Annotated in this window: 19 protein-coding genes; 9 read left to right on the top strand and 10 right to left on the bottom strand. The window is 42.4% G+C overall.

The genetic code is table 11. The annotated features are described in order from the left end of the window. The first annotated feature begins 1 nt into the window (after position 1). Positions 2-2,875 (top strand): DUF5682 family protein, encoded by a 2,874-nt coding sequence (locus tag HC643_RS12365; protein ID WP_038078845.1) that lies wholly within the window; start codon positions 2-4, stop codon positions 2,873-2,875. Between the two features lie 124 nt (positions 2,876-2,999). Here the strand turns inward: HC643_RS12365 and HC643_RS12360 are convergent, their stop codons facing one another. Both HC643_RS12360 and HC643_RS12355 read right to left on the bottom strand, forming a co-directional pair. Continuing rightward, a complete protein-coding gene (locus HC643_RS12360; RefSeq protein ID WP_038078848.1) occupies positions 3,000-5,189 on the bottom strand; it encodes a HAMP domain-containing sensor histidine kinase in 2,190 nt (729 codons plus the stop codon). A 267-nt stretch (positions 5,190-5,456) separates the two neighbouring features. Further along, complete coding sequence (locus HC643_RS12355; protein ID WP_038078851.1) at positions 5,457-5,900, bottom strand: hypothetical protein; 444 nt, start codon at positions 5,898-5,900, stop codon at positions 5,457-5,459. Between the two features lie 310 nt (positions 5,901-6,210). Here HC643_RS12355 and HC643_RS12350 point away from each other — a divergent pair, with 310 nt between their 5' ends. The 3 genes from HC643_RS12350 (at position 6,211) to HC643_RS12340 (ending at position 9,380) form a co-directional block, all read left to right on the top strand. Continuing rightward, on the top strand, positions 6,211-6,552 hold the full coding sequence (locus tag HC643_RS12350; RefSeq protein WP_038078854.1) for a hypothetical protein: 342 nt from the start codon (positions 6,211-6,213) through the stop codon (positions 6,550-6,552). Between the two features lie 57 nt (positions 6,553-6,609). Next, the gene (locus HC643_RS12345) at positions 6,610-8,751 is read left to right on the top strand and encodes a pentapeptide repeat-containing protein (protein ID WP_038078857.1); all 2,142 of its coding nucleotides are present in this window, start codon (positions 6,610-6,612) and stop codon (positions 8,749-8,751) included. Between the two features lie 137 nt (positions 8,752-8,888). Next, on the top strand, positions 8,889-9,380 hold the full coding sequence (locus HC643_RS12340) for a hypothetical protein (protein ID WP_050045714.1): 492 nt from the start codon (positions 8,889-8,891) through the stop codon (positions 9,378-9,380). A gap of 188 nt (positions 9,381-9,568) precedes the next feature. Here HC643_RS12340 and mtnA read toward each other — a convergent pair whose 3' ends face one another. The 4 genes from mtnA to HC643_RS12320 all read right to left on the bottom strand — a co-directional run bounded on the left by mtnA (position 9,569) and on the right by HC643_RS12320 (position 13,688). Beyond that, entirely contained in the window at positions 9,569-10,630 is a 1,062-nt protein-coding gene (gene mtnA, locus HC643_RS12335; protein WP_038081620.1) for an S-methyl-5-thioribose-1-phosphate isomerase, read from the bottom strand. A 136-nt stretch (positions 10,631-10,766) separates the two neighbouring features. Beyond that, positions 10,767-11,330: a Uma2 family endonuclease gene (locus HC643_RS12330; protein ID WP_038081621.1), complete on the bottom strand. Its 564-nt coding sequence runs from the start codon at positions 11,328-11,330 to the stop codon at positions 10,767-10,769. Between the two features lie 61 nt (positions 11,331-11,391). Continuing rightward, positions 11,392-11,955 (bottom strand): Uma2 family endonuclease, encoded by a 564-nt coding sequence (locus tag HC643_RS12325; RefSeq protein WP_038081622.1) that lies wholly within the window; start codon positions 11,953-11,955, stop codon positions 11,392-11,394. 38 nt (positions 11,956-11,993) lie between these two features. Beyond that, entirely contained in the window at positions 11,994-13,688 is a 1,695-nt protein-coding gene (locus HC643_RS12320; protein WP_038081623.1) for a R3H domain-containing nucleic acid-binding protein, read from the bottom strand. Positions 13,689-14,274: 586 nt separating this feature from the next. Here HC643_RS12320 and HC643_RS12315 point away from each other — a divergent pair. Together HC643_RS12315 and HC643_RS12310 are read left to right on the top strand one after the other, a co-directional pair. Beyond that, positions 14,275-15,591 carry an FAD-dependent oxidoreductase gene (locus HC643_RS12315; protein ID WP_038081624.1) on the top strand — a complete coding sequence of 439 codons (1,317 nt, stop codon included), beginning with the start codon at positions 14,275-14,277 and terminating at the stop codon, positions 15,589-15,591. A 29-nt stretch (positions 15,592-15,620) separates the two neighbouring features. Further along, entirely contained in the window at positions 15,621-15,938 is a 318-nt protein-coding gene (locus HC643_RS12310; protein WP_038081625.1) for a hypothetical protein, read from the top strand. A 176-nt stretch (positions 15,939-16,114) separates the two neighbouring features. On the opposite strand, the gene HC643_RS12305 is transcribed toward HC643_RS12310, so the two are convergent. Further along, positions 16,115-16,363 carry a hypothetical protein gene (locus HC643_RS12305; RefSeq protein WP_038081626.1) on the bottom strand — a complete coding sequence of 83 codons (249 nt, stop codon included), beginning with the start codon at positions 16,361-16,363 and terminating at the stop codon, positions 16,115-16,117. Between the two features lie 235 nt (positions 16,364-16,598). On the opposite strand from HC643_RS12305, the gene HC643_RS12300 reads away from it, so the two are divergent. Next, positions 16,599-17,006: a hypothetical protein gene (locus HC643_RS12300; protein WP_038081629.1), complete on the top strand. Its 408-nt coding sequence runs from the start codon at positions 16,599-16,601 to the stop codon at positions 17,004-17,006. A gap of 47 nt (positions 17,007-17,053) precedes the next feature. Next, positions 17,054-18,280, top strand: coding sequence for a glutamate-5-semialdehyde dehydrogenase (locus tag HC643_RS12295; protein WP_050045991.1), 1,227 nt, complete (start codon positions 17,054-17,056; stop codon positions 18,278-18,280). A 62-nt stretch (positions 18,281-18,342) separates the two neighbouring features. Here the strand turns inward: HC643_RS12295 and HC643_RS12290 are convergent, their stop codons facing one another. From HC643_RS12290 to HC643_RS12280, 3 genes are all read right to left on the bottom strand, one after another. Next, complete coding sequence (locus tag HC643_RS12290; RefSeq protein WP_038081630.1) at positions 18,343-19,413, bottom strand: fatty acid desaturase; 1,071 nt, start codon at positions 19,411-19,413, stop codon at positions 18,343-18,345. 259 nt (positions 19,414-19,672) lie between these two features. Beyond that, entirely contained in the window at positions 19,673-20,737 is a 1,065-nt protein-coding gene (locus HC643_RS12285; protein ID WP_038081632.1) for a fatty acid desaturase, read from the bottom strand. 235 nt (positions 20,738-20,972) lie between these two features. Then, entirely contained in the window at positions 20,973-21,788 is an 816-nt protein-coding gene (locus HC643_RS12280) for an acyl-CoA desaturase (protein ID WP_038081634.1), read from the bottom strand. 88 nt (positions 21,789-21,876) lie between these two features. Between HC643_RS12280 and HC643_RS12275 the strand changes: the two genes are divergently transcribed. Next, the gene (locus HC643_RS12275; RefSeq protein ID WP_038081637.1) at positions 21,877-23,103 is read left to right on the top strand and encodes a methionine gamma-lyase family protein; all 1,227 of its coding nucleotides are present in this window, start codon (positions 21,877-21,879) and stop codon (positions 23,101-23,103) included. Positions 23,104-23,178: the final 75 nt, after the last annotated feature.

Raw genomic sequence — 23,178 nt, 5'->3', positions numbered from 1 at the left:
AATGGTTAAACTTCCACAAACACTAGCACCTCTCCAACAACAGCTACTTGACGCTGCAGAAAAGTTTGCCACAGATGCTCAACCTTTGAGCGAATTTTTAGCAGCTTTAGTCCGAGATGTGGAAAGGGCTGCAGCCGAACCGTTAGAAATCTTTCCCGTATGTCACCACTCACCATCCTCAGCTTTACAGATGGTGAGAAGGCTGCATGAGAAACCACTCAAAGCAATTTACCTGGAAATGTGTGAGGATTTACTACCTGTTGTAGAACATTTGCGGGATTGTAAATTACCTGTCGCATTACAAGCATTTGCTGCTGAATCTCAAACTTTTTCACCCAAATTAATGCCCTTAAGTGCAGTCGCACCCCTAACAGAAGCTTCTGCTGAGTATCAAGCGATCGCTTACACTTTAAAGCATCCAAAAACACAACTGGTATTTGTAGATCGGGCAGTTGATTTTATCTTTCAATGGGAACCAAATGAGTTGAAAAGCCAAGAGGAATCAGAAGAAGCACCTTCAGATGAAGCTAAAATGCACGGTACGGCTTTTGGGGTGGAAGTTGGCAGTTTAGTTCCCACATTCGAGAGATTTCTTGATTTTTTGCTGCGCAACTCCAACACGCGCCACTTTGCTGAATGGTGGGATCAATATGTTGAGCAAGCTATTATCGGTGCCGATCTCGAAACCTATCGCCAAGTTATGTTTTTAATAGGTAGCTTAATGCGGCGGCTGGGAACAAACAACAAAGATGTGGAAAGCGATCGCCTGCGCGAACGGTATATGTGGACTCGTATTAAGCAGCACATGAAAGCAAACTCTATTGCTCCCCATGAAGCCATATACATCTGTGGTGCAGCACACGCTGCTAGTGATGTTCCTGAGTTTGGAGTATCTAACAGTACAATATGGAATGATATTCCCGAACTGACTCAAACAAAATGGCTGTACGGGCTAATTCCCTCAAGTTTTGTAGCTATTGAATATCAGTTTAACCATCCAGCCGGAACGATTTCCCTCGCCGAAGCGACTTGGAAAAAGAGTCTCAAGGTAGCTAAATTAAAACCATTCGTTCTGGAGAAAAAGGATACAAGGGACAAGGTAGAATCTTCTCCCTTGTCTACCCCCTCTCCCTCGTCTACCCCCTCTCCCACTTCTCTAACAAACTTCCTCACCCGTCCCCCAGAATTTGCACAAGGGGATACAGAACAACTCTTGCAATGGTGTGCTGATATCGTTGCCTCTGCACGTAAAAATGGATACTTGGCAAGTACTGCAGATGCTATAGCTATTTATCAAACTTCAATGCTGCTTGCAGGAATGCGACATCGGGTTCATCCAACCCCTTATGATTTCCAAGATGCAGCTATTACCTGTTTGGAAAAAGACCGTACTCCCAAAAAACGCAATATTGCTCAACTGTGCCAAATTTTGCTGGGGGGCGATCGCATTGGAACGGTGGGCTATGCTTCCCTACCGCCGTTAGCTCAAGATGTTTACAATCGCTTAACACCACTTGGGATGAACTTACTGAGCCAAACCAATCAACGTGCTTTGATGGACTTCAAGCAACAACCTGAGTTGTTGGCTTGTTCTGATGTTTTGTGGCGACTTCACTATTTGGTAGGAGCTCGTCTCGTACAACCCATTATGGGAGAGCGAACTCTTGGGTTTAAGCCGTTACAAGAATCTTGGGAAATTCGGATTGGTAAGAACCAGCGAGAGATTATTATGCTGGGTTATGAAGGCGTAACTATCGAGCAAGTTTTGGAACAACGGCTCAAACAGTTTGCTTTCGCAGATCGGGCAAAAACGAGTTCTGTTTTAGAAGCTGCTGAAAATAGTATTTTATACCTCCACAGCTTGCGGTTGACGCAAGAATTGGGAGAACACGCGATCGCATTACTTTCCCAAGAAACCGGAGCTGAAGATGCACCTAAAATTTTTGAGAGGGTACGCCGTTTGGTGCATTACTACCGCACCACAGCGACAGGATTGCCAACTTGGATTGAACGATTTGTTGTTACTGGTTACGGGCATTATGCAACACTTTTACCCAAAGCCTTTGCGGATCGAGGAACTTCACCCGAACAAATTGCTGGAATGCTGGGCTTTATCTTTACCCTGGAAAGCTTAGCACTTTCTTTAGGTTGCAATCGCAGCCAGTTGTTAATTGGAGTGCAGCAAGCAAGCCAGGAGTTGGAAGATCGAGCAAAGCTGGGTTTGCTGTGGACAACGGAATTATTGCTAGGATTGCGAACCATAGAACAAATTCGCGAATTCTTGAACCACGTGCTTAACAATGAGATGCAGATAGCTGCTTTTCCCGACTATCTCAACGGGTTTATTCTAGCGCTCAATTTTGCTCCTCGAATCGGTCAATTAGTCGTAGAACTGTTGAGTAAACTCTTTGCTTCAGTTCCAGACTCAGTATTATTACCGTGGTTACCTAGTTTAATTTTACGCTTGCGACCTCATACTCAAATTTTACAGGTGTTGCTTAAGGAAGCAGCAAAGATTTTTCCACAAAATTTGAGCGATTTTGACCAATGGCAACCTTCTTGGGCTACTAAGGTAGAAGACTTTCAGCCAAAGACTTCTGAAAAACAACCTACACCTGCACTGAGCGATAGAGAAATGGAAGTGCGGCAATTGCTGTTTAATACAAGACAAACAACTGAGGCGTTGGCACAATTGTTGGACGTAGAAAATGTCACTTGGGAAGAGACTTTGCTATCCAACACAGAATCCAACTCCGATGATTGCTTATCGGAAAAAGAAGTTCTGGTTCAAACTTTGCTTGTATCTCAATCGGCAACAATGAATTCTTTAGCAGGTTTTTTAACCCCCACCTCGTTCCCAGGCTCCGCCTCCTAATCCAGGCAACATAAGGCAGAGCCTCACGGTCTGCATTCTGTGGTAGAACCTGGGACCGAGAAACGATCGGCAATCGGCAACAAATGAAAAATAAAACAATACACAGGCACTTCTCACGATGACCTTACGATTGCTGGATGGGAATTGCGATCGCAAACTCTGTTCCCTCTCCTGGAGAAGACATACAACTTAATTGACCTCGATGTTTCTCAACTACAATTTGGTAGCATATTGATAATCCCAAACCAGTGCCTTTACCTACGGGTTTGGTGGTGTAGAAGGGATCGAATATCTTAGACAGAACTTCCGGACGCATTCCACAGCCATTATCCCGAATCCGAATTAGGACGCAGTTATCTTGTGCAACTTCAGTCATAATTTGAATTTGAGGAGGAAAAAACTCTTTCCTACAACCCCGTTCTAGGGCATCAATAGCGTTATTTAAGATACTAAAAAACACTTGGTTAATTTGTCCTGAGTTACACTCAACTTTTGGCAACTGACCGTACATTTTTAAAATTCTAATTTCGCTTTTAAGAAGGGCATTGTACTTTAGTTTATGCTCCAGTAGTAGCAAGGCACTATCGACTCCCGTATGAAGATCTACAGGTTTTAATTCTGCTTCATCCAGTCGGCTAAAAATACGCAAACTTAAAACAATATTGTTGATACGCTTTGTTCCTTCCTTCATGGAATTAAGTAATTTTGGAAAGTCTTCTTGAAGGAACTCAAGATCGTTGTCTTCTAAAAATTCCTGAATTTCACTGTCTGGTTGAGGATAGTGTTTTTGGTACAAATTTAAAGTAGTTATTAGTGTTTGTAAGTATTGACTAACATAAGTTATATTTCCATAAATAAAACTGAGGGGATTATTAATTTCATGAGCAATCCCAGCTACCATTTGCCCCAAACTAGACATTTTTTCACTCTGTACTAATTGAGCTTGAGCTTGTTTGAGATTGTGCAATGCTTGTGTCAGTTCTTCTGTCCGTTTTTGAACTCGATTTTCCAATTCTGAATTAGCATTTTCCAGTTCTTTATTTGTCTTTGCTAAATCAGTAAAAGCAGAACTCAGTTGTACAGCCATTAGATTAAAGGTATTTGCTAAAACACCAATTTCATGAACCCTTGAATTTACTACTTTTTGTTCTAAACAACCATTAGAAATAGCAGTGGATGCTTCCGTTAAACGTAGAACTGGTACCGTAATCCAATGTGAAGTATATATTCCTAAAATAACAGCCAGTATTAATGCTCCCAAACACAGTAGTATTGTGGTACGAGTGTTGGCGTGAATTTGTTCCATAAAGTCAGTTTCAGGAACGACCACCACTACTAACCAATCCAGACCCAAATCATCGCGCCAGGGAGTCACCAAAACAAATTGGCGCTTTTGATTCAGCATCAGGTTAAACTGCTGCGAGTTTTTGATTTTGCCCATCTCGCCAAAATGCTGTGTTAAGTATTTTGTAGTTGCTTGAATTAAATAATCGTGACTGTATATTCCCTTAAGCCTTTGTGGCTTTCCATTGACCACTGTGAAAGGTTGCTCGGTACTGGAATTAGCAACTAATAATCCGTTGCGCTCCAATATAAAGGTTTTTCCGCTGGGGCTAACTTTCAGAAGGCGTAAAAAATTACTAATCTGTGATAGACGCTGCTCGACAGCAATGACACCTATGAGATTTTTGTTTTTATCAACAACAGGATGAGTTGCAGAAATTGACAGGGGATATGGCTGTGTTTCCCATTGATAGATAGCACTCCATAAAGGTTTGCGAAGTTGGGTTGTTTGTGCATACCAAGCTTCTTGTTGAAAAGCGTAATTCTTCACGTATTCAATGAGTTTAGCCCGATTTCCCTTCTCGTCTGTGGCGTAAGTGTAAATCCCTCTATTGCCATGTCGTTTTTGTGAGATCTCATCAATATTAATGCGGTTGTCATAAGCAGAACGTCCAGCTGATGCAAATTCACCTTTGGTAGAACCAAAAAGAATATAACCAACTTTATATAACTGTATTTGTCTTGCGAAAAAGCGTTGCAACTTTTCTAGATCTTGTGGAGCGAGTAACCCCAAATCGAAAGCATCTGCATAGGTGTGGCTCAGTATCTGAGGCGCTTTCATGTAGCTGTCAAGGTGCTGATGAATACGCCCGCTCACCTCATTACATAACCGCATTGCTAAATTATTAACCGCTTTTTGCCCGTTATATAAAGATAAATAACCAGTTAACCCCACAGCAGCAAAGATTTGTACGACAAAAGGGACAACAAGAAGCAAGCGCAGTGAAACTTTTTTAACAACTAAAGGCATTTTTTAATAATCCAAGACTTTTAATTTTTATCTAAAACCCAAGCATCCCACATTATTGCTCTGACTTCTCTCCGGAGAATTCGACAAGTTTATAGTTCCCAGATTGAAATTAGAAATACCGCTGCAAGTTTTGTCTGTTTAACTGCGATCGCGACAGGATTGCTTTCCTGTTTGTCGTTGTATTCACAGAACTGCAAGATATTGTTCTCGTGCGGGGTTATGGGCTAAGGGGTAGCAAAAGCGAGTCTTGGATTGGTGAATATCCAACTATTTAGCAGTTTTATTTGGCTTTTGTTGCGATATGGAAAGTCTATAGTTATACTGTCCTTGAGATAGCTCACCCACATATAAGGAGTAGTTTCCCTCCTGCCAAAAACCAGAAATTTCTGGCTTACTTCCAGAGTAACTGTCTGCCAATACGCAAAACCGCCCTCCCGGACCATCAATTAACAAAGTTGGCTTGCCGCCACTCTCCACTGTTAATCTCAGGTAAGGTAGTGCTTTCGTAATTTTTATAATTTGACTGGGTTGCTCGGCAATCTTGCCACAATTACTGTCTTGTTTTCCTCCAGATGTACCATTAACAACTAGGGGATCTGGCTGCTGATTGGGGCTCACTTGCACGACTTCCCCAGCCCAAGTAGCACTGGTCAGAAATAAACTACTGAAGAGTGCTATAGGAATGCTTTTTAACAATGTAGTTTTCTTCATAAAATCATTATGTTCCCAATTTTTTTTAAGCGCTTATTAATACATTTATATCTAGTACATAAGACGTGTAGGTCAAATATCTGTTCCTAATTGTTTGTAATATTTTTGTCACTAAAGAAATTGTTACGCAAGCGAATATTAAAAAAAATCAAGTTTGCCAGCACTCGTATTGCCAAAAGCTGGAAATTTAACTATTAGGAGCGAGCTTTAAGTGTAAAGACTTTCGCTAAAATCACAATGTCAACTGCCAATATATTGAGATAAGAGTTGGTTTGTTGTTCGTTAAGTATCTTAGCAGAGGTAAGAATATATGAATCCCCAACCTAACGATGACTTGCAACGCCGCTTGGAAAAGTTAGAGGCTGAGATTAACTCCCCGTCTGGAATGACTTCACAATCGCAAGCAGCGAATTCACAGCCCAATAAGGTTCTTAGTTTCTTCTCGTACCACACGTCACGAGTTCTAGCTTGGTACAAGACTCAGTCTGGAATCAAAAAGATAATTGTTTTGGGTGTTGGGTTTTTGCTGGCATTCTCCTTGCTCCAAGCCGTTTTTAAGCTCGTTGCGGCTGTTATTAGTCTGGCGGTCTTGTCAATCTTAGTGTACGTTGGATACAAATTTTTCATATCGAGTAACTCTCAACTCAAGTAGTGGTTTTTAAACGAGCCGAGAGTGACGTAGAAATTAAAGTTAAAGGAATTTATCTAAATGGCTACCCCAAGTGTGAGGAGAAATAATAACGCCAACGAACAGGGAAAAGCTCAGTCTGTCCCCTTGACAACAAGGCGAATTGCTGCATGGGCAACAGAATTGGCTCTAGTTGTGACCAGTGGGTTGATTCCCTTTAGTGTCGGTACGTATTTAAATTCTAAAGGTGATATTAACCGCGTACCGCTGAATCCCGTACTGGTACAAACAGAACGAGCGATCGCCCGCCCACTGGCTTTACCCGTGAGCTATGGTATTCGTAACGTAGCATGGCCTACAAATTTTTTGTGGACGCTCTCTTTGTTAGTCCCTCTAACACTATCAGGTTGGCAATTGTACTTACTTGCTAAAACAGGAAGCACACTTCCCAAAAAATGGTTGGGGATTAAAGTGGTGAGCGCGAACGGCAAGCCAGCCGGATTGGGACCGATTTTGGTACGGGAAGGCATTGGTCGTTGGGCTGTACCGATGTCTGTCGCATATCTTTTATGGCGTTACAGTTTCTTATTTCCCAATTTAAGTGCTTTTATGACCTTGACTGGTATTGTGTTGCTGCTAGAAGGAACGGGCTTCCCCTGGCAGCAAGACCGTCGCGCACTTCACGATCGCCTCGCTGGTACTTTCACTGTAGATGCTCACAAACCTTTTACACCTTTTACTGTAAAAGATAGCAAACGCAGTCAATCTCCATGGACTGAAGGCGATGAGGAAGCTGCGATTGCCTCGGTTGTGATTACTCCTGAAGAATCAAGAGCGATACCAAGTTTGTTGCAATGGATACAGCAACAAAATCCAAACCAAACATTACTAGGGGTTGCGATCGCTAGCTTGGGTGCATTATTTGTTACTTTAGTGGGAACCCAAATTTACATTCACAGCTTGCAAAACCAGGGCAGTTCGGGACAGCGCAATAGCGAGCAATTTCTTGCACTCGCAAAACAGTTAAATCCTGACTCTACTGCTACCGTTGAGGAGCGCCGCAGTGCAATTTCAGCTATGGCTACCCTTAATGACACGCAAGCGGCTCAGTATCTCGTTGATTTGCTAGTGAGCGAAACAAACCCCGTTCTCATTGATACAATTCAGCAAGCACTCGTTGGTATTGGGCCCCAAGCCCTTCCCAATTTAAAGCGGATGAATCAGTTCATTGTCAGCGAGCTAGATGGCAGCAATAAATCACAATCTCTAGAAGTGCGGCAGAAACAACTTTATGCCAATCAGCGAGCAATTAACAAGGTTTTATCTGCATATCACGGCAAGCTGGAAAATGTCGATTTAAGTAACGTCCAACTGAGTCCAAGCGGAGCTGGGGATAGTTCTTTCAGATTGATATTAGACAAAGCTGACTTGTGGGGAATTAAGTTTAGAGGTGCAAATCTATCCTTTGGTACTTTTAAAGGCAGTCGTTTCCGAGGAATAGGTGAGGATGGACGCTGGGATACCTATGATGATTGGATTTCCGATCTCAACCAAGCACGAATGACACAAGCTAATCTTTCTGAAGCAAACCTCAGCCGCGTTTCAATGATTCGTGCCGATTTAAGTCGCGCTATCCTCAACAAAGCCAACTTATCCAATGCTCGTTTATCGGGTGCTAACCTCAGTAGCGCTCAACTCTCAGGAGCTGATTTGCGAAATGCAGTTCTGCAAAATGCAAGTCTCACTGGAGCCGATTTGGGTGATGCAAAACTGAATGAAGCGGATATGTACGCAGCTCGTTTGGGTCGCGTAATTGCTGTTGGTACGCAATTGTCTTTTGCTAATCTTGTAAAAACCGATTGGCAGGGTTCAGATCTTTCCGGTGCTTCCTTGGATCGTGCTAATTTGAGCGATGCAAACCTAAGTGCAACTCGCTTGACAGGTGCTGTATTAAACTCGGCTAATTTAGAGAATGCTAACCTGCGAAATGCTGACTTAAGCCTTGCAGATTTAAGGGGAGCAAATCTCAATGGTGCTGATTTTCAAGGAGCAATCCTGTCTCCTAACAAACAAGACCCTACCGATCAATTCGTGCAGACCCCTTCTCTCGGTACACAATCTGCTGCTGTGGATGGAGTCGATTTTACTCACGTTAAAAATTTAGATCCCAAGCAGATAGCTTACATTTGTACTCAAAGAGGTCTTCATCCTCGGTGTCCGTAATAGAGAGGGAGTAGGGAGTAGAAAAAAGTGATAATTTTTACTCCTCACTCTCTAGCTCTTATTGCCAAAATGGAATAATCTTAAAATCAATCCAAAATCCAAAATTTAAAATCCATAATTGTGTAAGGAGTTGGGGAATGAGGCACGTCAAGTATTTAGCATCTCTTGTTTTAGCAAGTTCGGTTTTAAGTTTTGCCCAATTCACCCAACCAGCACAAGCCCAAGTTGCATATGGTAGCTATGTTGGTATCGGTCCAGCAATTGGTTTTGGAGATGGCGTTCAAGTAGGAGCAGTGATTGCCGGTCGCTACAAACTTCTAGAATTACCAATTTCTCTCCGCGCTCAAGCTTTCCTTGGGAAGAGTGCAGCGCTTGTCCCGACAGTTTCTTACGATGTTCCTTTGAACTGGCAAACAGACGCTTACTTGGGGGCTGGAGTTGTGCTTGCTAGCGGAGACGATCCATCGCCGGTTGGGAATAAAATCAGCTTTGCTTTACAACCAGGTGTTGATTACATAGTTCCAAATAGCAACACAGTGATCTTTGGCAATGCTATCATTGCTTTCGACGCTATCCGCGACGGTGGTACAGCTTTCTCTTTACAGGGTGGAGTTGGTTTAAGGTTCTAATGAGCGCCCCATGAGAGACGATTCAACAAAGGTTCCTACGCATTTATATATAAGAAATCGAGCAGCCAAAACCACCGAAGATAAGACTCTACGCACGCGCTACGAGTCTTATCTGTGCTTTTAGACGGTGGATGTAGGCGAGCAGTCTGTCACGTCACTTGCTTCAACGGGGGAACCCAGAGCAGTTGTCAAGCTACTTTCTTTTCCTGATATTTTATTAATTCTTTCGGAGAAAATGCGCCATGCTCTGTAACGATCGATGTAATTAATTCAGCTGGTGTTACGTCGAAAGCCGGATTGTAAAATTCTACGCCAGATGCCGTCAAAATTGTGTTTCCAATTTGATATATTTCCTCTGGATTGCGCTCCTCGATAGGAATTTTACTCCCATCAGATAAAGAAAAATCAACAGTGGAAAGGGGTGCAGCAACATAGAATGGAATATTATGTGCTTTAGCTACGAGTGATAAACTATACGTACCAATTTTGTTGGCCGTGTCGCCATTGGCTGCTATTCTGTCAGCACCAACAACTACGACATCAATTAAACCCTCCTTCATGCACTGAGCTGCCATACTGTCAGTAATGACTGTCACTGGAATTCCCTCTTGGACGCATTCCCAAGCAGTTAATCTTGCTCCTTGCAAGCGAGGACGAGTTTCGTCAGCAAACAAACGCGCTAACCGTCCTTCTCGAAAAGCAGAACGCACGACTCCCAAAGCAGTTCCATAACCTCCTGTTGCTAGTGCGCCTGCATTACAATGAGTGAGTATTGTCAGTCGTTCTGGTGTCTTGGGTAATACAGCTAAACCATTATCACCAATAGCATGACAGGTTTGTAAATCTTCTAAATGGATGGTTTGGGCTGTATCTAAAAGAGTTTTTTTGATTTCTTCAATCGTTCCAAGAGTTTCATAAGCAGTTTTCATCATCCGCGAAATGGCCCAAAACAAATTCACCGCCGTTGGACGTGTCGATCGCAACAGGTCTGCGACTTTCTCCAAATGGTTCAAAAATTCGTCGCGATCGCCAGTGCTGATTTCCCTTGCGCCAAGATACATTCCATATGCTGCAGCCACACCTATTGCTGGTGCGCCTCGCACAATCATAGTTTTAATCGCTCGCGCCATATCTTCGCAACGACTAATTTCTACAAATGTGTATTCATTTGGTAAACGGGTTTGGTCAATCAGGGAAACTGAGTCATTGTGCCAAATAATGGAATAAACCTGGTTTGTGGAAGAATTCATGGAATTGAACGCTATCAAATTTTTAAAATTGTAACGTTAGCAATTCTACAAGTTCTGTCAAATTTAGAAAAAGTATAAACGATGAAGTTAAAAGTTAAATATGATACAAAAAATCTACTGATATCTTAGCAGATCTTTAAAGCTCTGCATCTTCATAAAGGTCGGCGAAGGTAGCTTCAAAGTCAATACTGTGCAGTCGAAATGATTGATTATCTACCGTATAAGTTTGTAAAACCCACAGCCCTTCATCATTACGGCGAAAACACTCGACACGCTGACGTTTGGTATTGATGAGAACGTATTCTTTGAGACTCTCTAAGGTTTGATAGTCAGCAAATTTATCGCCGCGATCGAAAGCTTCAGTAGAATCAGATAAAACTTCGACAATTAAACAGGGAAATCTTTTATACGCGGGAGTTTCCCTGTCTCTTTGGTCGCAACTCACCATGATATCAGGATAATAGTATCGATTTAACGATTCGATACGTGCTTTCATATCAGCGATATAAACGCGACAGCCTGTACCGCGCACGCGATTTCGGAGGAGCGAAGCAATGTTGAGAGCAATAGTAACATGGGGATCGAGGGCTCCTGCCATTGCGTAAGCACAGCCATCAATATATTCGTGTTTGATGTCGCTTTTTTCCTCCATTTGGAGGTATTCCTCAGGAGTCACGTATATGTCAGGTGAAGCTACCATATTGAGGTCTAGAAATGTGTTTCTATCTACTCCATGTTAAATACTATACTAATACAATACTTTAGTTCACTGCATCTTCATAAAGGTCGGCGAAGGTAGCTTCAAAGTCAATACTGTGCAGTCGAAATGATTGATTATCTGCCGTATAAGTTTGTAAAACCCATAGCCCTTCATCATTACGGCGAAAACACTCGACACGCTGACGTTTGGTATTGATGAGAACGTATTCTTTGAGACTCTCTAAGGTTTGATAGTCAGCAAATTTGTCGCCGCGATCGAAAGCTTCAGTAGAATCAGATAAAACTTCGACAATTAAACAGGGAAATCTTTTATACGCGGGAGTTTCCCTGTCTCTTTGGTCGCAACTCATCATGACATCAGGATAATAGTATCGATTTAACGATTCGATACGTGCTTTCATATCAGCGATATAAACGCGACAGCCCGTACCGCGCACGCGATTCCGCAAGAGTGCAAACAGATTCCCTGCAATAGTAACATGGGGATCGAGGGCTCCTGCCATTGCGTAAGCACAGCCATCAATATATTCGTGTTTAATGTCGCTTTTTTCCTCCATTTGGAGGTATTCCTCAGGAGTCACGTATATGTCAGGTGAAGCTACCATATTGAGGTCTAGAAATGTGTTTTCATTCTAAAACATTCTTAAGCTGGATAAATTCGCAAGCGACGAAAAGGTTCTTCACCAAAACTTTGTGATTTGAGATTGTACCTTTCAACAAGTTCGTGTTGCATGGCACGCACTTTTGCAGAACGGGGAAGTAATTCCACAGGCTGTTTTTTGGGAATCACAATTTCCTCTACAGCAAGTCTGGCTTCTTCCAATGCATCAATTTCATCATCTTCACTTCCACTGCGAGCAAACCGATTGGGTTCGGGTTCATCGTCTACCGTTGGTTCTTCCATACCCAATACTTGCTGTAAAGATTGGTGAATTTGACTGTAGGAATTGGCTTTTAGGGTATATACGGGTACTTGATTTTCTTCCGCTATACGTCTGAGATTGGAGTGCTTTCTGGCATGCGCTCGCAGTGCTAGAATTGCATCCGCTCTCTGAATATCCTTTGTCAAAACCACTGGCAAGTTGAGTTCGCGAATCACTGTTTCCAATTGATGGTAACTCACACCATAAGGGTAAAGGTGACACAGTTCACCTTCATCAAGCGAATTGAGTGTGTCACCGAAGAACTGTTGGGGTTGCTTGGAAGATGTATCTGAGGAGACCTCAAATTCTATTTCCCCTGAAAATCCATCTTTTTTTTGAGTTTGAGAAAAAGGGACTATCTTTCGAGCTCTTTGTCGTTTTTGGGATTGTTGGGAGAAGTTGAGACTAGAAAGACTGGGTGACTCCCGCGTAATCGTCACCTGCCCGTTTTCGTTAACAGTTCTAACTTCTGGATTTGGCTGATGTCCCCTTAATAAACTATCTACAGTATCAGCGACGCTTCTATGGACGACCCACCGTTGTCGCTCTAGCATTTCTACAGCAATATCAAAAGTAGGTGGAGCCTTTCTTTCCAAAACAGTTTTCTGCGTCCGTCGCCTTCTAGCTTCTTCATCACCCAACGTGACAGATTGAATTCCACCAACTAAATCGGACAGAGTGGGGTTTTTAATCAGGTTTTCAATTTCATTACCGTGAGCAGTCCCTACAAGTTGTACTCCACGTTCGGCAATAGTACGAGCAGCTGATGCTTCCAATTCCGTACCAATTTCATCAATTACAATAACTTCAGGCATATGGTTTTCCACTGCTTCAATCATGACCTGATGCTGAAGTTCCGGGCGGGCTACTTGCATGCGTCGTGCGCGACCGATAGCAGGATGAGGTACATCTCCATCACCAGCAATCTCGTTAGAAGTATCAATAATGACAACCCTTTTGTTAAAATCATCAGCTAACACGCGAGCAATTTCTCGCAAAGCTGTTGTTTTACCGACACCAGGACGGCCCAACATGAGAATTGATTGACCGCTTTCTACTAAGTCACGGATAATGTGAATTGTGCCATAGACTGCCCGACCTACACGGCAGGTGAGACCAATAATATCCCCCGTGCGGTTTCTGATAGCGCTGATGCGGTGTAGAGTTTGCTCAATTCCAGCACGGTTATCTCCGCCAAACTCTCCTACTCTGTGAATGCAATAATTGAGATGTTCTCTCGTAACTGCTGTTTCCGAAAGATACTCTGCTCGATGTGGAAAACGCGCTTCCGGACGCCGACCCAAGTCCAAAACGATTTCAACTAAATTATCGCGCTGTGGATGCTCTTGTGCGCTCTGTTGAATTTCTGGTGGCAAAATCTCCAGCAATTTTTGGAGATCGTCTGTCATATACATAGTTTTAATGTTTTTTAACAAAGAGAGTGTTAGATCTCCGACCACTCACGTGCGGCGGGGATCGGGCAGCCTCTCACAATCAATGCGGTTGAGTACTAGAACGAGCTAGGAAAGCTGTACCACAAGATACTGTGGTTCTAGACTGTGAAAACTGCTGTAAGACCGCAGTTACTTGTTCGTGAGGCGAGGGTTTTAACGAGCGATCGCTAACCAGCGAGCAGTGACAGGTTAATATTTTAAAACTTTCATATGTGTTAAATACACTTCTAATTTATATTTTGACAAAGACAAATTTTTGTTCTTTTGCAGAAACTACGAATCTGTAGGTAGTATTTCCCTTACTACTTTAGCTTTATTCACTGACTGTCTTGTATTATTGTAGCACGCAATAATACACAATTTTAAGTTTTTTGTACGATTAACTGAAAAAGTTTTCAGGAAGAGATCGTTAATTTTATTAAGATAGGCATCTTTGTTGCTTCTCCCTCATAAATGCTCTCTCTCCCCCCTCTTCCTTACCAAGAGCCATAATTTAATCCTAGCGATCCCTATAAGAACTAACAGAGGGAATATCTGACACCAAAATATGACTGAGAAAGTAGTTATTGTTGGCGCTGGACCTAGCGGTCTTCTACTCTCACACTATTTGTTACGTCGTAGTGACAAATACCAAATTGAAATTTACGAACGTCGCGGAGACCCCCGCTTGGTATCGTTTCCTAAATACAGAACTTATTCTTTAGCACTTTCGCCAAGGGGAATCAATGCTTTAAAAAACATTGCTGGGCTTGAGGAAGCTGTTAGGGCTGTGAGTGTGGAAGTATCGGGAACTGTCATTCACCAAAAAAACGGTAAAACTCTATTTAAACGTCTCAAGACTCCTCAACTGACTCTCGACAGGACAAATTTGGCGATCGCAATTCTACAAAAGCTTACTTCTAGTTACGACAGCAGTCGTGTCACAATTAATTTTGATTCTAAATGTACTCAAGTAGATTTTGCTGCTAAGACAGTCACATTTGAAAGTCACTCTAGCGAACAACCCAACCTTAAATATGTAAATTACGATTTGCTAATTGGTGCAGATGGAGCGAGTTCTGCAGTTAGAGAGGAGTTACTCAAGACTGAGGGATTTGAGTATGAGCAAAAATATTTTTATAAGGACTATAAATCAATTTTTCTTTCCCCGACTGAGTCCGAGTCAAAAATTCAACTTCAACCAGGGAATTTGCATTCTTGGCGACTCAGACTAAATAATGCAACTAACTTATTGTTGCTTTCTCAACTTGATGGGAGCTGGAGTGGGGTCATTAATTTTCCTCATGGCAAAAATCAAATAGCTGAACTCTCTACCAAACAAAAGGTTCTCCAGTATTTTTACGAAAATTTTCCAGAGATCGCTGGAGCGATCGCAGATGAAGAAGCTGAAGCTTTTGTATCAAGACCAATATCAAGAGTTGTGTCTGTTAGCTGTAACTGCTTTCATCATGGTGATAGCGTATTACTTATTGGAGATGCAGCACACGCTGTACCTCCTTCTATCGGTCAAGGTTGTAATTCTGCCCTCGAAGATGTGGTTGTATTCGACGCTCTTTTGGATGAATATTCAGATAATTTAGCAGAAGCATTGGAACAGTTTACCATTCGTCGCAGACCGGATGCTTGGGCTTTAGTTGAACTGAGCAACTACACTATGCCTTTATCTGGAAAGTTGTTTGTTGAGTTTCTTCTCAGAACGAGATTTTCAACAATAATGCACAAAATATTTCCCAAATACTTTCAGCCGTTTCTTTTTGATTTGATAACAGAAAGTACAATTCCATACTCGCAAATTTTAGATTGTTATAGAGATTGGATCGACAAGGTCAAGAAAAGTAATGAAAATTTTTTAGAAACGATTTAAGTTTTTAACTCTAAAAGGATATTTATAAAATGACAAACAAAAATATTTGCAAACAAAGAAAAAAATATAGAGACTTAAAGGAATTATGTGAATCGAATTTGTGGTGGACTGGTGGAAATAAATGGAGTTCTTGTATTAAAACAGAAGTCTTTCAAGAACTTCAACAACCTATTCAAAAAGAAGAGAGTGAATTTACGCGCAATAAGCCACTCGTTTTATGCATTCTTGGAATGGTAGCTTTAGTGAGTGTTGCTGCATTAACACGGAGTGAAGAAATATCTCACGGATTTCAGGAGGTTTGGAAAAATTCGGTTGAACAACTCCTCCCGATGAAGGATGAAGGCTGAAGAACCTTGGCAGTTCAGTGGTTCCTCAACCTGCCCAAGACCGATGACAAAATTATTAAATTCTATAAATGTTATCCGGATGGGATGAACTGTACTGAGTTAGGTATAGAGGGATCTTGTTTGGAGAATATTAAAATAAGATAAAATTTGCAGACAAGGCTTGCAAACACCAGACATCAGAGCAAGCCGTTACCCAGTCCGGCGATCGCCCGCGCATCCATCAGACCGTTAACCGCTTGTGAAGAAAGAAAGTTAAGTAACTTAACGTAAATATACTTAGGTAAGGTAAAATTATGATATTCACAAACTACAATATTGTTAAGTGGCATCAAGTCGCTCTGGGTAAAGTACGCGATCGTGAAAACAGAGAAATGAACTAGGAGGATATAAGGACCGATAAGAAAAGCTTGTCTTAATCTAATCAATAATCCTAATTTTGTATTTCAAATTGTTTTACTGCTTGAAACACTTAAAACTCTAGCTGATAGTGTGCCAAACCAGTCTTTCTGGTAAGTAAAATAAAATTATCTGGGGAAAAAGACTTACCCAAGCTAGCTAATGTTATAAAAAGTTTAGGAGAGGATAGTTAACTTAATGAATAACGTTTAAGGACTATATCTCTAAGTCAAAAACAAACACGCTCAAGTTAAAAGTTCGCTTGTGCAACCTCAAAAACCAGAAAAAATAGATTTGAATACGGAATACCTTTGCCCCTGTCGTCGGCGGGGAAGGTTAATTCCGATTACGTTGACAGAAGCATTTGGATGCGATCGCTGTCCGCAAATATTCGTAGTAGAAGATAATGGATATGTACTGGAGCAGCTATCCACCACCTATCCATACAAGCGAGCTTGGCGCTGGACGGGAAATTCTTGGCAAGTTGTCCATCCTCGTTTTGGAGAAAACTATTTGCCAGTAGCACTTGGTATAATTTTCGTGCTAGTGATTATATGGTTACCATTAGCGCTACGATTGGCAAGTGGATACAGCATAATTGCTTGGGCGATGGTGGCAGTTCTGCTGGCTATCTTGCCAGCACTGATGGTCTGGCTCACCTACAGACGTTAACGAGGCGGACAGTGGATGATTTTGATGATTACTCCGAACCAATAGTCATGAGTGCGAGACGCGCCCATTGTGCTTCCTTGAAATTAGGAACAACAAAAGGCGTAGATAGGAGTCGCGCCGTGCTATCAATGGCACAGTCGCTCACGCGTTCATTTGACGATATTTTAGAAGCCAATACCCTGGATTTAGAAGCCAGCCGCGAAATGGCGTTACCAGATTTAATGTTGGAATGGCTGAAACTGACTCCGAAACGGCTGGAGATGACAGTAGAAATTCTCCAACGGTTGGGAGAATTATCAGATCCATTGCGGCGGGTGAGACACGCTGACTATCAATTAGAGGACTCACAAACTTACTCACAGTTAATGCCTTTAGGTGTGATAGCCTTTATTTATGAGGCATTTCCCGAGTTGGGAGCAATTGCTGCCGGTTTGTGCATTAAAACCGGCAACAGTATTGTGCTAAGAGGTGGTACAGAAGCAACTCATTCTAACAGTGCAATTGCGATCGCACTAACCAATGCCCTAGCTGACGTTAGTCTTCCAGAAGATTGCGTACAGTTAATTACAGAAGAACATGGCAGATCCATCAAAGATTTAATCACCCAAGACCAATTTCTAAATCTCGTTATTCCTTACGGGCGTTCTAGCTTAATACAGCAAGTTGTAAGGCATTCAACATCTCCAGTTCTCAAATCAGCTATGGGTAATTGTTACTTATACTGGTCAACCAATGGCAGTTTAGAAATGGTGCGGTGGATGATCGTAGACAGTCACCAAAGCGAACCAGACCCAGTGAACGCCATTGAAAAAGTCTTGATTCATCGCCAAGCCCTACCATCATCCCTGGTCACATTATGGAATAGTTTAAAAGAAAAGGGGTTTGAAATCAAAGGAGATGCAGAACTAGTTGATGCCTTTCCTCAATTGCAACTTGCAAAAGATACAGAATGGGGAAGTGCGTACTTGACAAAAACAGTTGCTTTCAAATTAATGGACAGTCTGGAAGCAGCAATAGCCTGGATTAACCAGTATAGTAGCGGTCATGCTGATTGCATCGCCACAGAATCGTATCAGGAAAGCCGACAGTTTGCGTTAGGAGTTAACAGTGCTTCTAGTTACATCAACGCTTCTCCCCGATTTTCCCGCAATCCTTCGCGAGGAGATTCAGTCTTTTTAGGAATGTCAAACCAAAAAGGGCACAGACGTGGATTGATTAGTCTGGAGAGTTTGACAACTATGAAACATATTGTTTTAGGTAATGGAAGGTTTTAGTTGTTGGTTGGTGGTTAGTAGTTAGTAGTAACAACTAACTACTAACTACTGACTACTGACTACTAACCTTCATGATGCGTATAGTAGACCTTCGTTCCAGTATCCGGTACATAATGGCAACTTGTACAAGAACGCCATAGTGAAGTGACAATTGGTTCCTCTGACTTACGGAAATAGTTACCTAAAACGGGTTTAATCGCTTCAGTTGCCCTCTTTAAATTGTAGTGAGGTATATTGAGGAAGATATGGTGAGCAACATGAGTGCCGATATCATGATGTATGTGATTGATGAAACCATAATCGCGGTCAATTGTTGAAAGCGCACCTTTGAGGAAAGTCCATTCTTCTTCGCGATACCAAGGAATATCTGGTTCGGTGTGGTGTAAAAAAGTCACTAAGTCCAACCACATAACGAACACAAGATAGGGTCCAACGTAGTATTTGAGCAACCACATCCAACCCCATTGATAGGTGAGAAAACCAAGCAAGCCTACCATGCAAGTCCAAAGTACAGTGCTGGTAACGATATCCCATTTTTCAGAAGGTTTGAAGAGGGGGCTCTTAGGCGAGAAGTGAGAGCCTTCTTTATTTGGAGAACGTTTAAATAGATAAACTGGATAAGCCAATAAAAACAGATAATATCGGCCTATCTTTTGCTCCCAAGGCATTGCTTTATACTGAGATTCACTGACAGGGTACCAGCTTTCGTCATTATCCAGGTGACCGGTATTGAGATGGTGAGTTCTGTGGCTAATTCGCCAACCGTGATAGGGAACAAGAATCGGTATGTGGGAAAGATGACCGATTAGATCGTTAAGCCATTTCTTTTTAGAAAAAGATTGGTGTCCGCAATCATGTCCGACGACAAATAAAGCCCAAAACATTGTCCCTTGTATGACCCAGAAAATAGGCCAGAAAAACCAAGAATCTAAGCGATGAGCGATTGCGTAAAGCAGACTAATAATTAGGACGTCACGGAAAAAGAAAAAGAGTGACTTACCTACATTTGGCTGAAAGCATTCAGCTGGGATGGCCGCTTTTAAAGAACTTAGGGTGAAGGGTAACTGGGTAACAGTTTCAGATGACTCACAGCTATTGTGAGTCTCAGTGGAATTAATGGTATTGGTTTGCACTTTATTTTGTTGTTGGGTGTAATCTGGTATGAATGCAAAGCAGCACTTTGCATACAGGCAAGCAAAAGCTAACCTGCGTTTAGATTTTCATGAGAATGTTTTCTATCAGATCAAATGATAGAGATAGGTAGACAATTTGGGCAAACCTTGCCCACTATATCTAGCCTTTGTGCGGCATAACCACTGTATCAAACAATCAATATTACTAGGTCTTGGTGGGCATTGCCCACCTTTCTTTGATTGGGTTACTAGTTACCAGTCATTGAGTGCTAAGTGTTCCTGCTTGGTAGTCTTTGAAAGTGATATAGCCATCATCAACAACATAGAGGTGGCACTTATCCGTAATATCTTTCATTAAAGACCAAGAAAATTGACATTCAGAATGCAGATACCCACTCCAATTCTCTTTTATGCTGGCGTATGCAAGACGCAAATTATATGAGGGAATTGCGGTTGATACATGATGGGGAACATGAACGTTAATATCGTGGCAGAGAAATTCTATCCAACGAGGATAATCGCAGTGAACTGTTCCTTGAAGCTGAGCAGTAACAGCGTTCCACTTGGGCTCTGCAACAAAAGGAATATCTGAGGTAGTGTGGTGAACGTAAGTAAAAGTGCTCATCCAAAAGTGATAAACCAGCCAAGGGATAAACCAAAATTTGACAAATCCCCAAATACCAGTTGTCGCAATTAAAATTGGGAACACGATCGCAGCAAACAGAACGACGACCACCACAGAAAGTTTGACATTGGCTCGGTCTTTCTCTTGAAACTTAGACCAATTAAAGTGGACGATTGCCCAATGAAAAATGGAACCTATCCACCACAATCGAAGGCGCATGAACAACTCAAAAGCCCGTTGTGAGGCTTTTCCCCAACTCTCGTATACTTCTGTCCTAATAGGGTGCCAAGCGTTATCTTCATTCAGTTTGTTAGTGTGGGCGTGATGATAGTTGTGCCCGATACGCCAACTGTGGAAAGGGTAAATCAACGGCATCATCATTACGTGACCTACCAAATCGTTAACCCAACGACTTTTGGCAAACGAACGATGACCGCAATCATGACCGATCACAAAAAAACCCGTCAAAGCAGTCCCCGTAAAAAACCATGCAAAGGGGAGGAGATACCAAGGAGAAAATACCAAACTAGCATAACCCAAGCCAACCATTAAGACGTTTATCAATAATTGCGTCCAAGCTTTGCGCGAATCCTGTTTAAAACATTCCTGTGGCAAGCTTTTGATAATATCTTTGAGCGTCAATTCGGATCGACCAAAGTCAGGATTTGGTTTGTGGCTGTCTACTGTTGTTGTAATCATGAATACCTAAAAAAGCACCTTCACTACCAAGTCACCAAAAAAGCGCCTTGACGCAAAGTTTTGTAACACTAGCGTTCGGATTATAACAATCTAATCCACCAAAGCGCAAAAAAAGGATGAAAAACTAAGGATTAAGGATAAAAGATTTACTGAAAGTAGTGTATTTTAGCTTATTTGAGTTGCTAATCAATACTCAGAAAATTAACTTTTATCCTTTATCCTTTACAGTTTATTTTTACTTATTTGCCAGCTTGACATTTGTAGCCAGACCGAGAGCTTGAAGTAATTGGATTGTCATCCATGTAAAGTCTAGTTCCCACCATTGCAAACCATGACGGGCTGAGTACTGAAAAGCATGGTGGTTGTTGTGCCATCCTTCGCCAAACACCAAGAGGGCTACCCACCAACAATTTGTTGAGTTGTCACCTGATTCGTGGCTGCGATAACCAAATTTATGGGTAGCGCTGTTGACTAACCAGGTGCAGTGGTAAACAAAAACGATGCGAACAAAAATTCCCCAGACAACGAAAGACCAGCCGCCCAAAAGCAAAAGAACTGCACCCAGGGCAAGCTGGAGAAAAATCATATTTTTTTCTAAAAACTGATAAACTGGATCGTCTGCAATGTCTTTAGTAAAGCGAGGAATTTCTGATTCATCTTCTTTTCTTTGATAAATCAACCAACCCATGTGACTCCACCAGAAGCCCTTGTTGGAGTCATGAGGGTCTTTCTCCGTATCAGAGTGTAAATGGTGCATGCGGTGAGTCCCTACCCATTCAATAGGTCCCCCTTGGCAAGCAAGTGTCCCACAAAAGACTAAGAAGTACTCCAGCCACTTGGGAGTTTGAAAACTACGGTGGGTAACAAGACGGTGGAATCCTAGAGTAATCCCTAAACCACCACTCACCCAGTACATAACGAAAGCAACACCTAGAGCTTTCCAGCTAAAGTTACTGGGAAGCAAGGCAAACAAAGCTCCGATGTGCAAACCAACGAAAAAGAGGGTATTGACCCAGTGGATTTGGTGTTTGGTTGGAGTAGCGAGTGTCATGCAGTAACCCGAAGTAGGAATTGTTCAGCCTAATCTGCGCGATTCAAAAATCCGCAAGTTTTTTATGTTTTCTTAAAAAGAGGAACTAATGAACAGCTTGGAACAGCTGCGTGAAGCAGAACAGGCACTGTTACAGATTTTTTCTGGAATTGACGCTCAGGTCAAGCAAAATCTTCAACGAGTGCTAGATGCCTTCCGCTATTATCGTGTAGGATCGCACCATTTTGCAGGTGTCTCCGGATATGGACACGACGATCTAGGGCGAGAAACTTTAGATAAGGTTTTCGCCCAAGTTGTGGGCGCTGAGGCGGCAGCTGTACGGGTACAGTTTGTTTCAGGAACCCATGCGATCGCCTGTGCCTTATTTGGTGTCCTGCGCCCCGGTGATGAAATGCTATCTGTTGCGGGCGCACCCTACGATACACTGGAAGAAGTCATTGGACTGCGCTGCCACGGACAAGGTTCCCTCCTTGAGTTTGGCATTCATTACCGACAGTTAGATCTGACTGAGGAAGGAACGGTAGATTGGGAAGCTTTAAGCCGTGCGGTAGAGGACACGACACGTTTAGTGCTGATTCAGCGTTCCTGTGGCTATTCTTGGCGTCCTAGCCTATCAATTGCCGATATTGAAAAAATTATTAAATTAGTCAAACAGCAAAATCCCAACACTGTTTGCTTTGTTGACAACTGCTATGGCGAGTTTATTGAAACTCAAGAACCGACACACATTGGTGCAGATCTCATGGCAGGATCGTTAATTAAAAATCCCGGTGGAACTATAGTAACAGCAGGTGGTTATGTTGCCGGACGTGCCGACTTGGTAGAAGCGGCTGCTTGTCGCCTCACAGCACCTGGAATTGGCAGTTATGGTGGTGCAACCCTCGACCAGAATCGATTGCTATTTCAAGGGCTATTTCTTGCCCCCCAAATGGTAGGAGAAGCGATGAAAGGGACTCACTTGACAGGGTACGTATTTGATAAATTGGGTTACCCCGTAAATCCAGCACCCCTTGTTCCCCGTCGGGACGTGATTCAAGCAATTAAATTAGGTTCTGCCGAGAAATTGATTGCATTTTGTAAAGCAATACAACAGAATTCACCCGTAGGCTCCTATCTAGACCCCGTTCCAGATGAAATGCCCGGTTATGAAAGTAAAGTCGTTATGGCTGGGGGAACTTTTATCGAGGGTAGTACTTCGGAGTTTTCCGCTGACGGTCCTTTGCGGGAACCCTATGTTGTATACTGCCAAGGCGGTACCCATTGGACTCATGTTGCTATAGCTTTAGAAGCGGCAATTGAGGCAGTGAATGGCTAATGGCTAATGGTTAATGGTTAATGGTGAGATCGGAGAAAACAGGCGGTGAGTCCAGTGCTTCAGGCTGGTTCTCTG

It is taken from the genome of Tolypothrix bouteillei VB521301 (assembly GCF_000760695.4).
GTDB lineage: Bacteria > Cyanobacteriota > Cyanobacteriia > Cyanobacteriales > Nostocaceae > Scytonema > Scytonema bouteillei_A.
The sequence above is the reverse complement of the archived record's forward strand: the minus strand, read 5'-3'. Positions and strand labels throughout refer to the sequence as shown.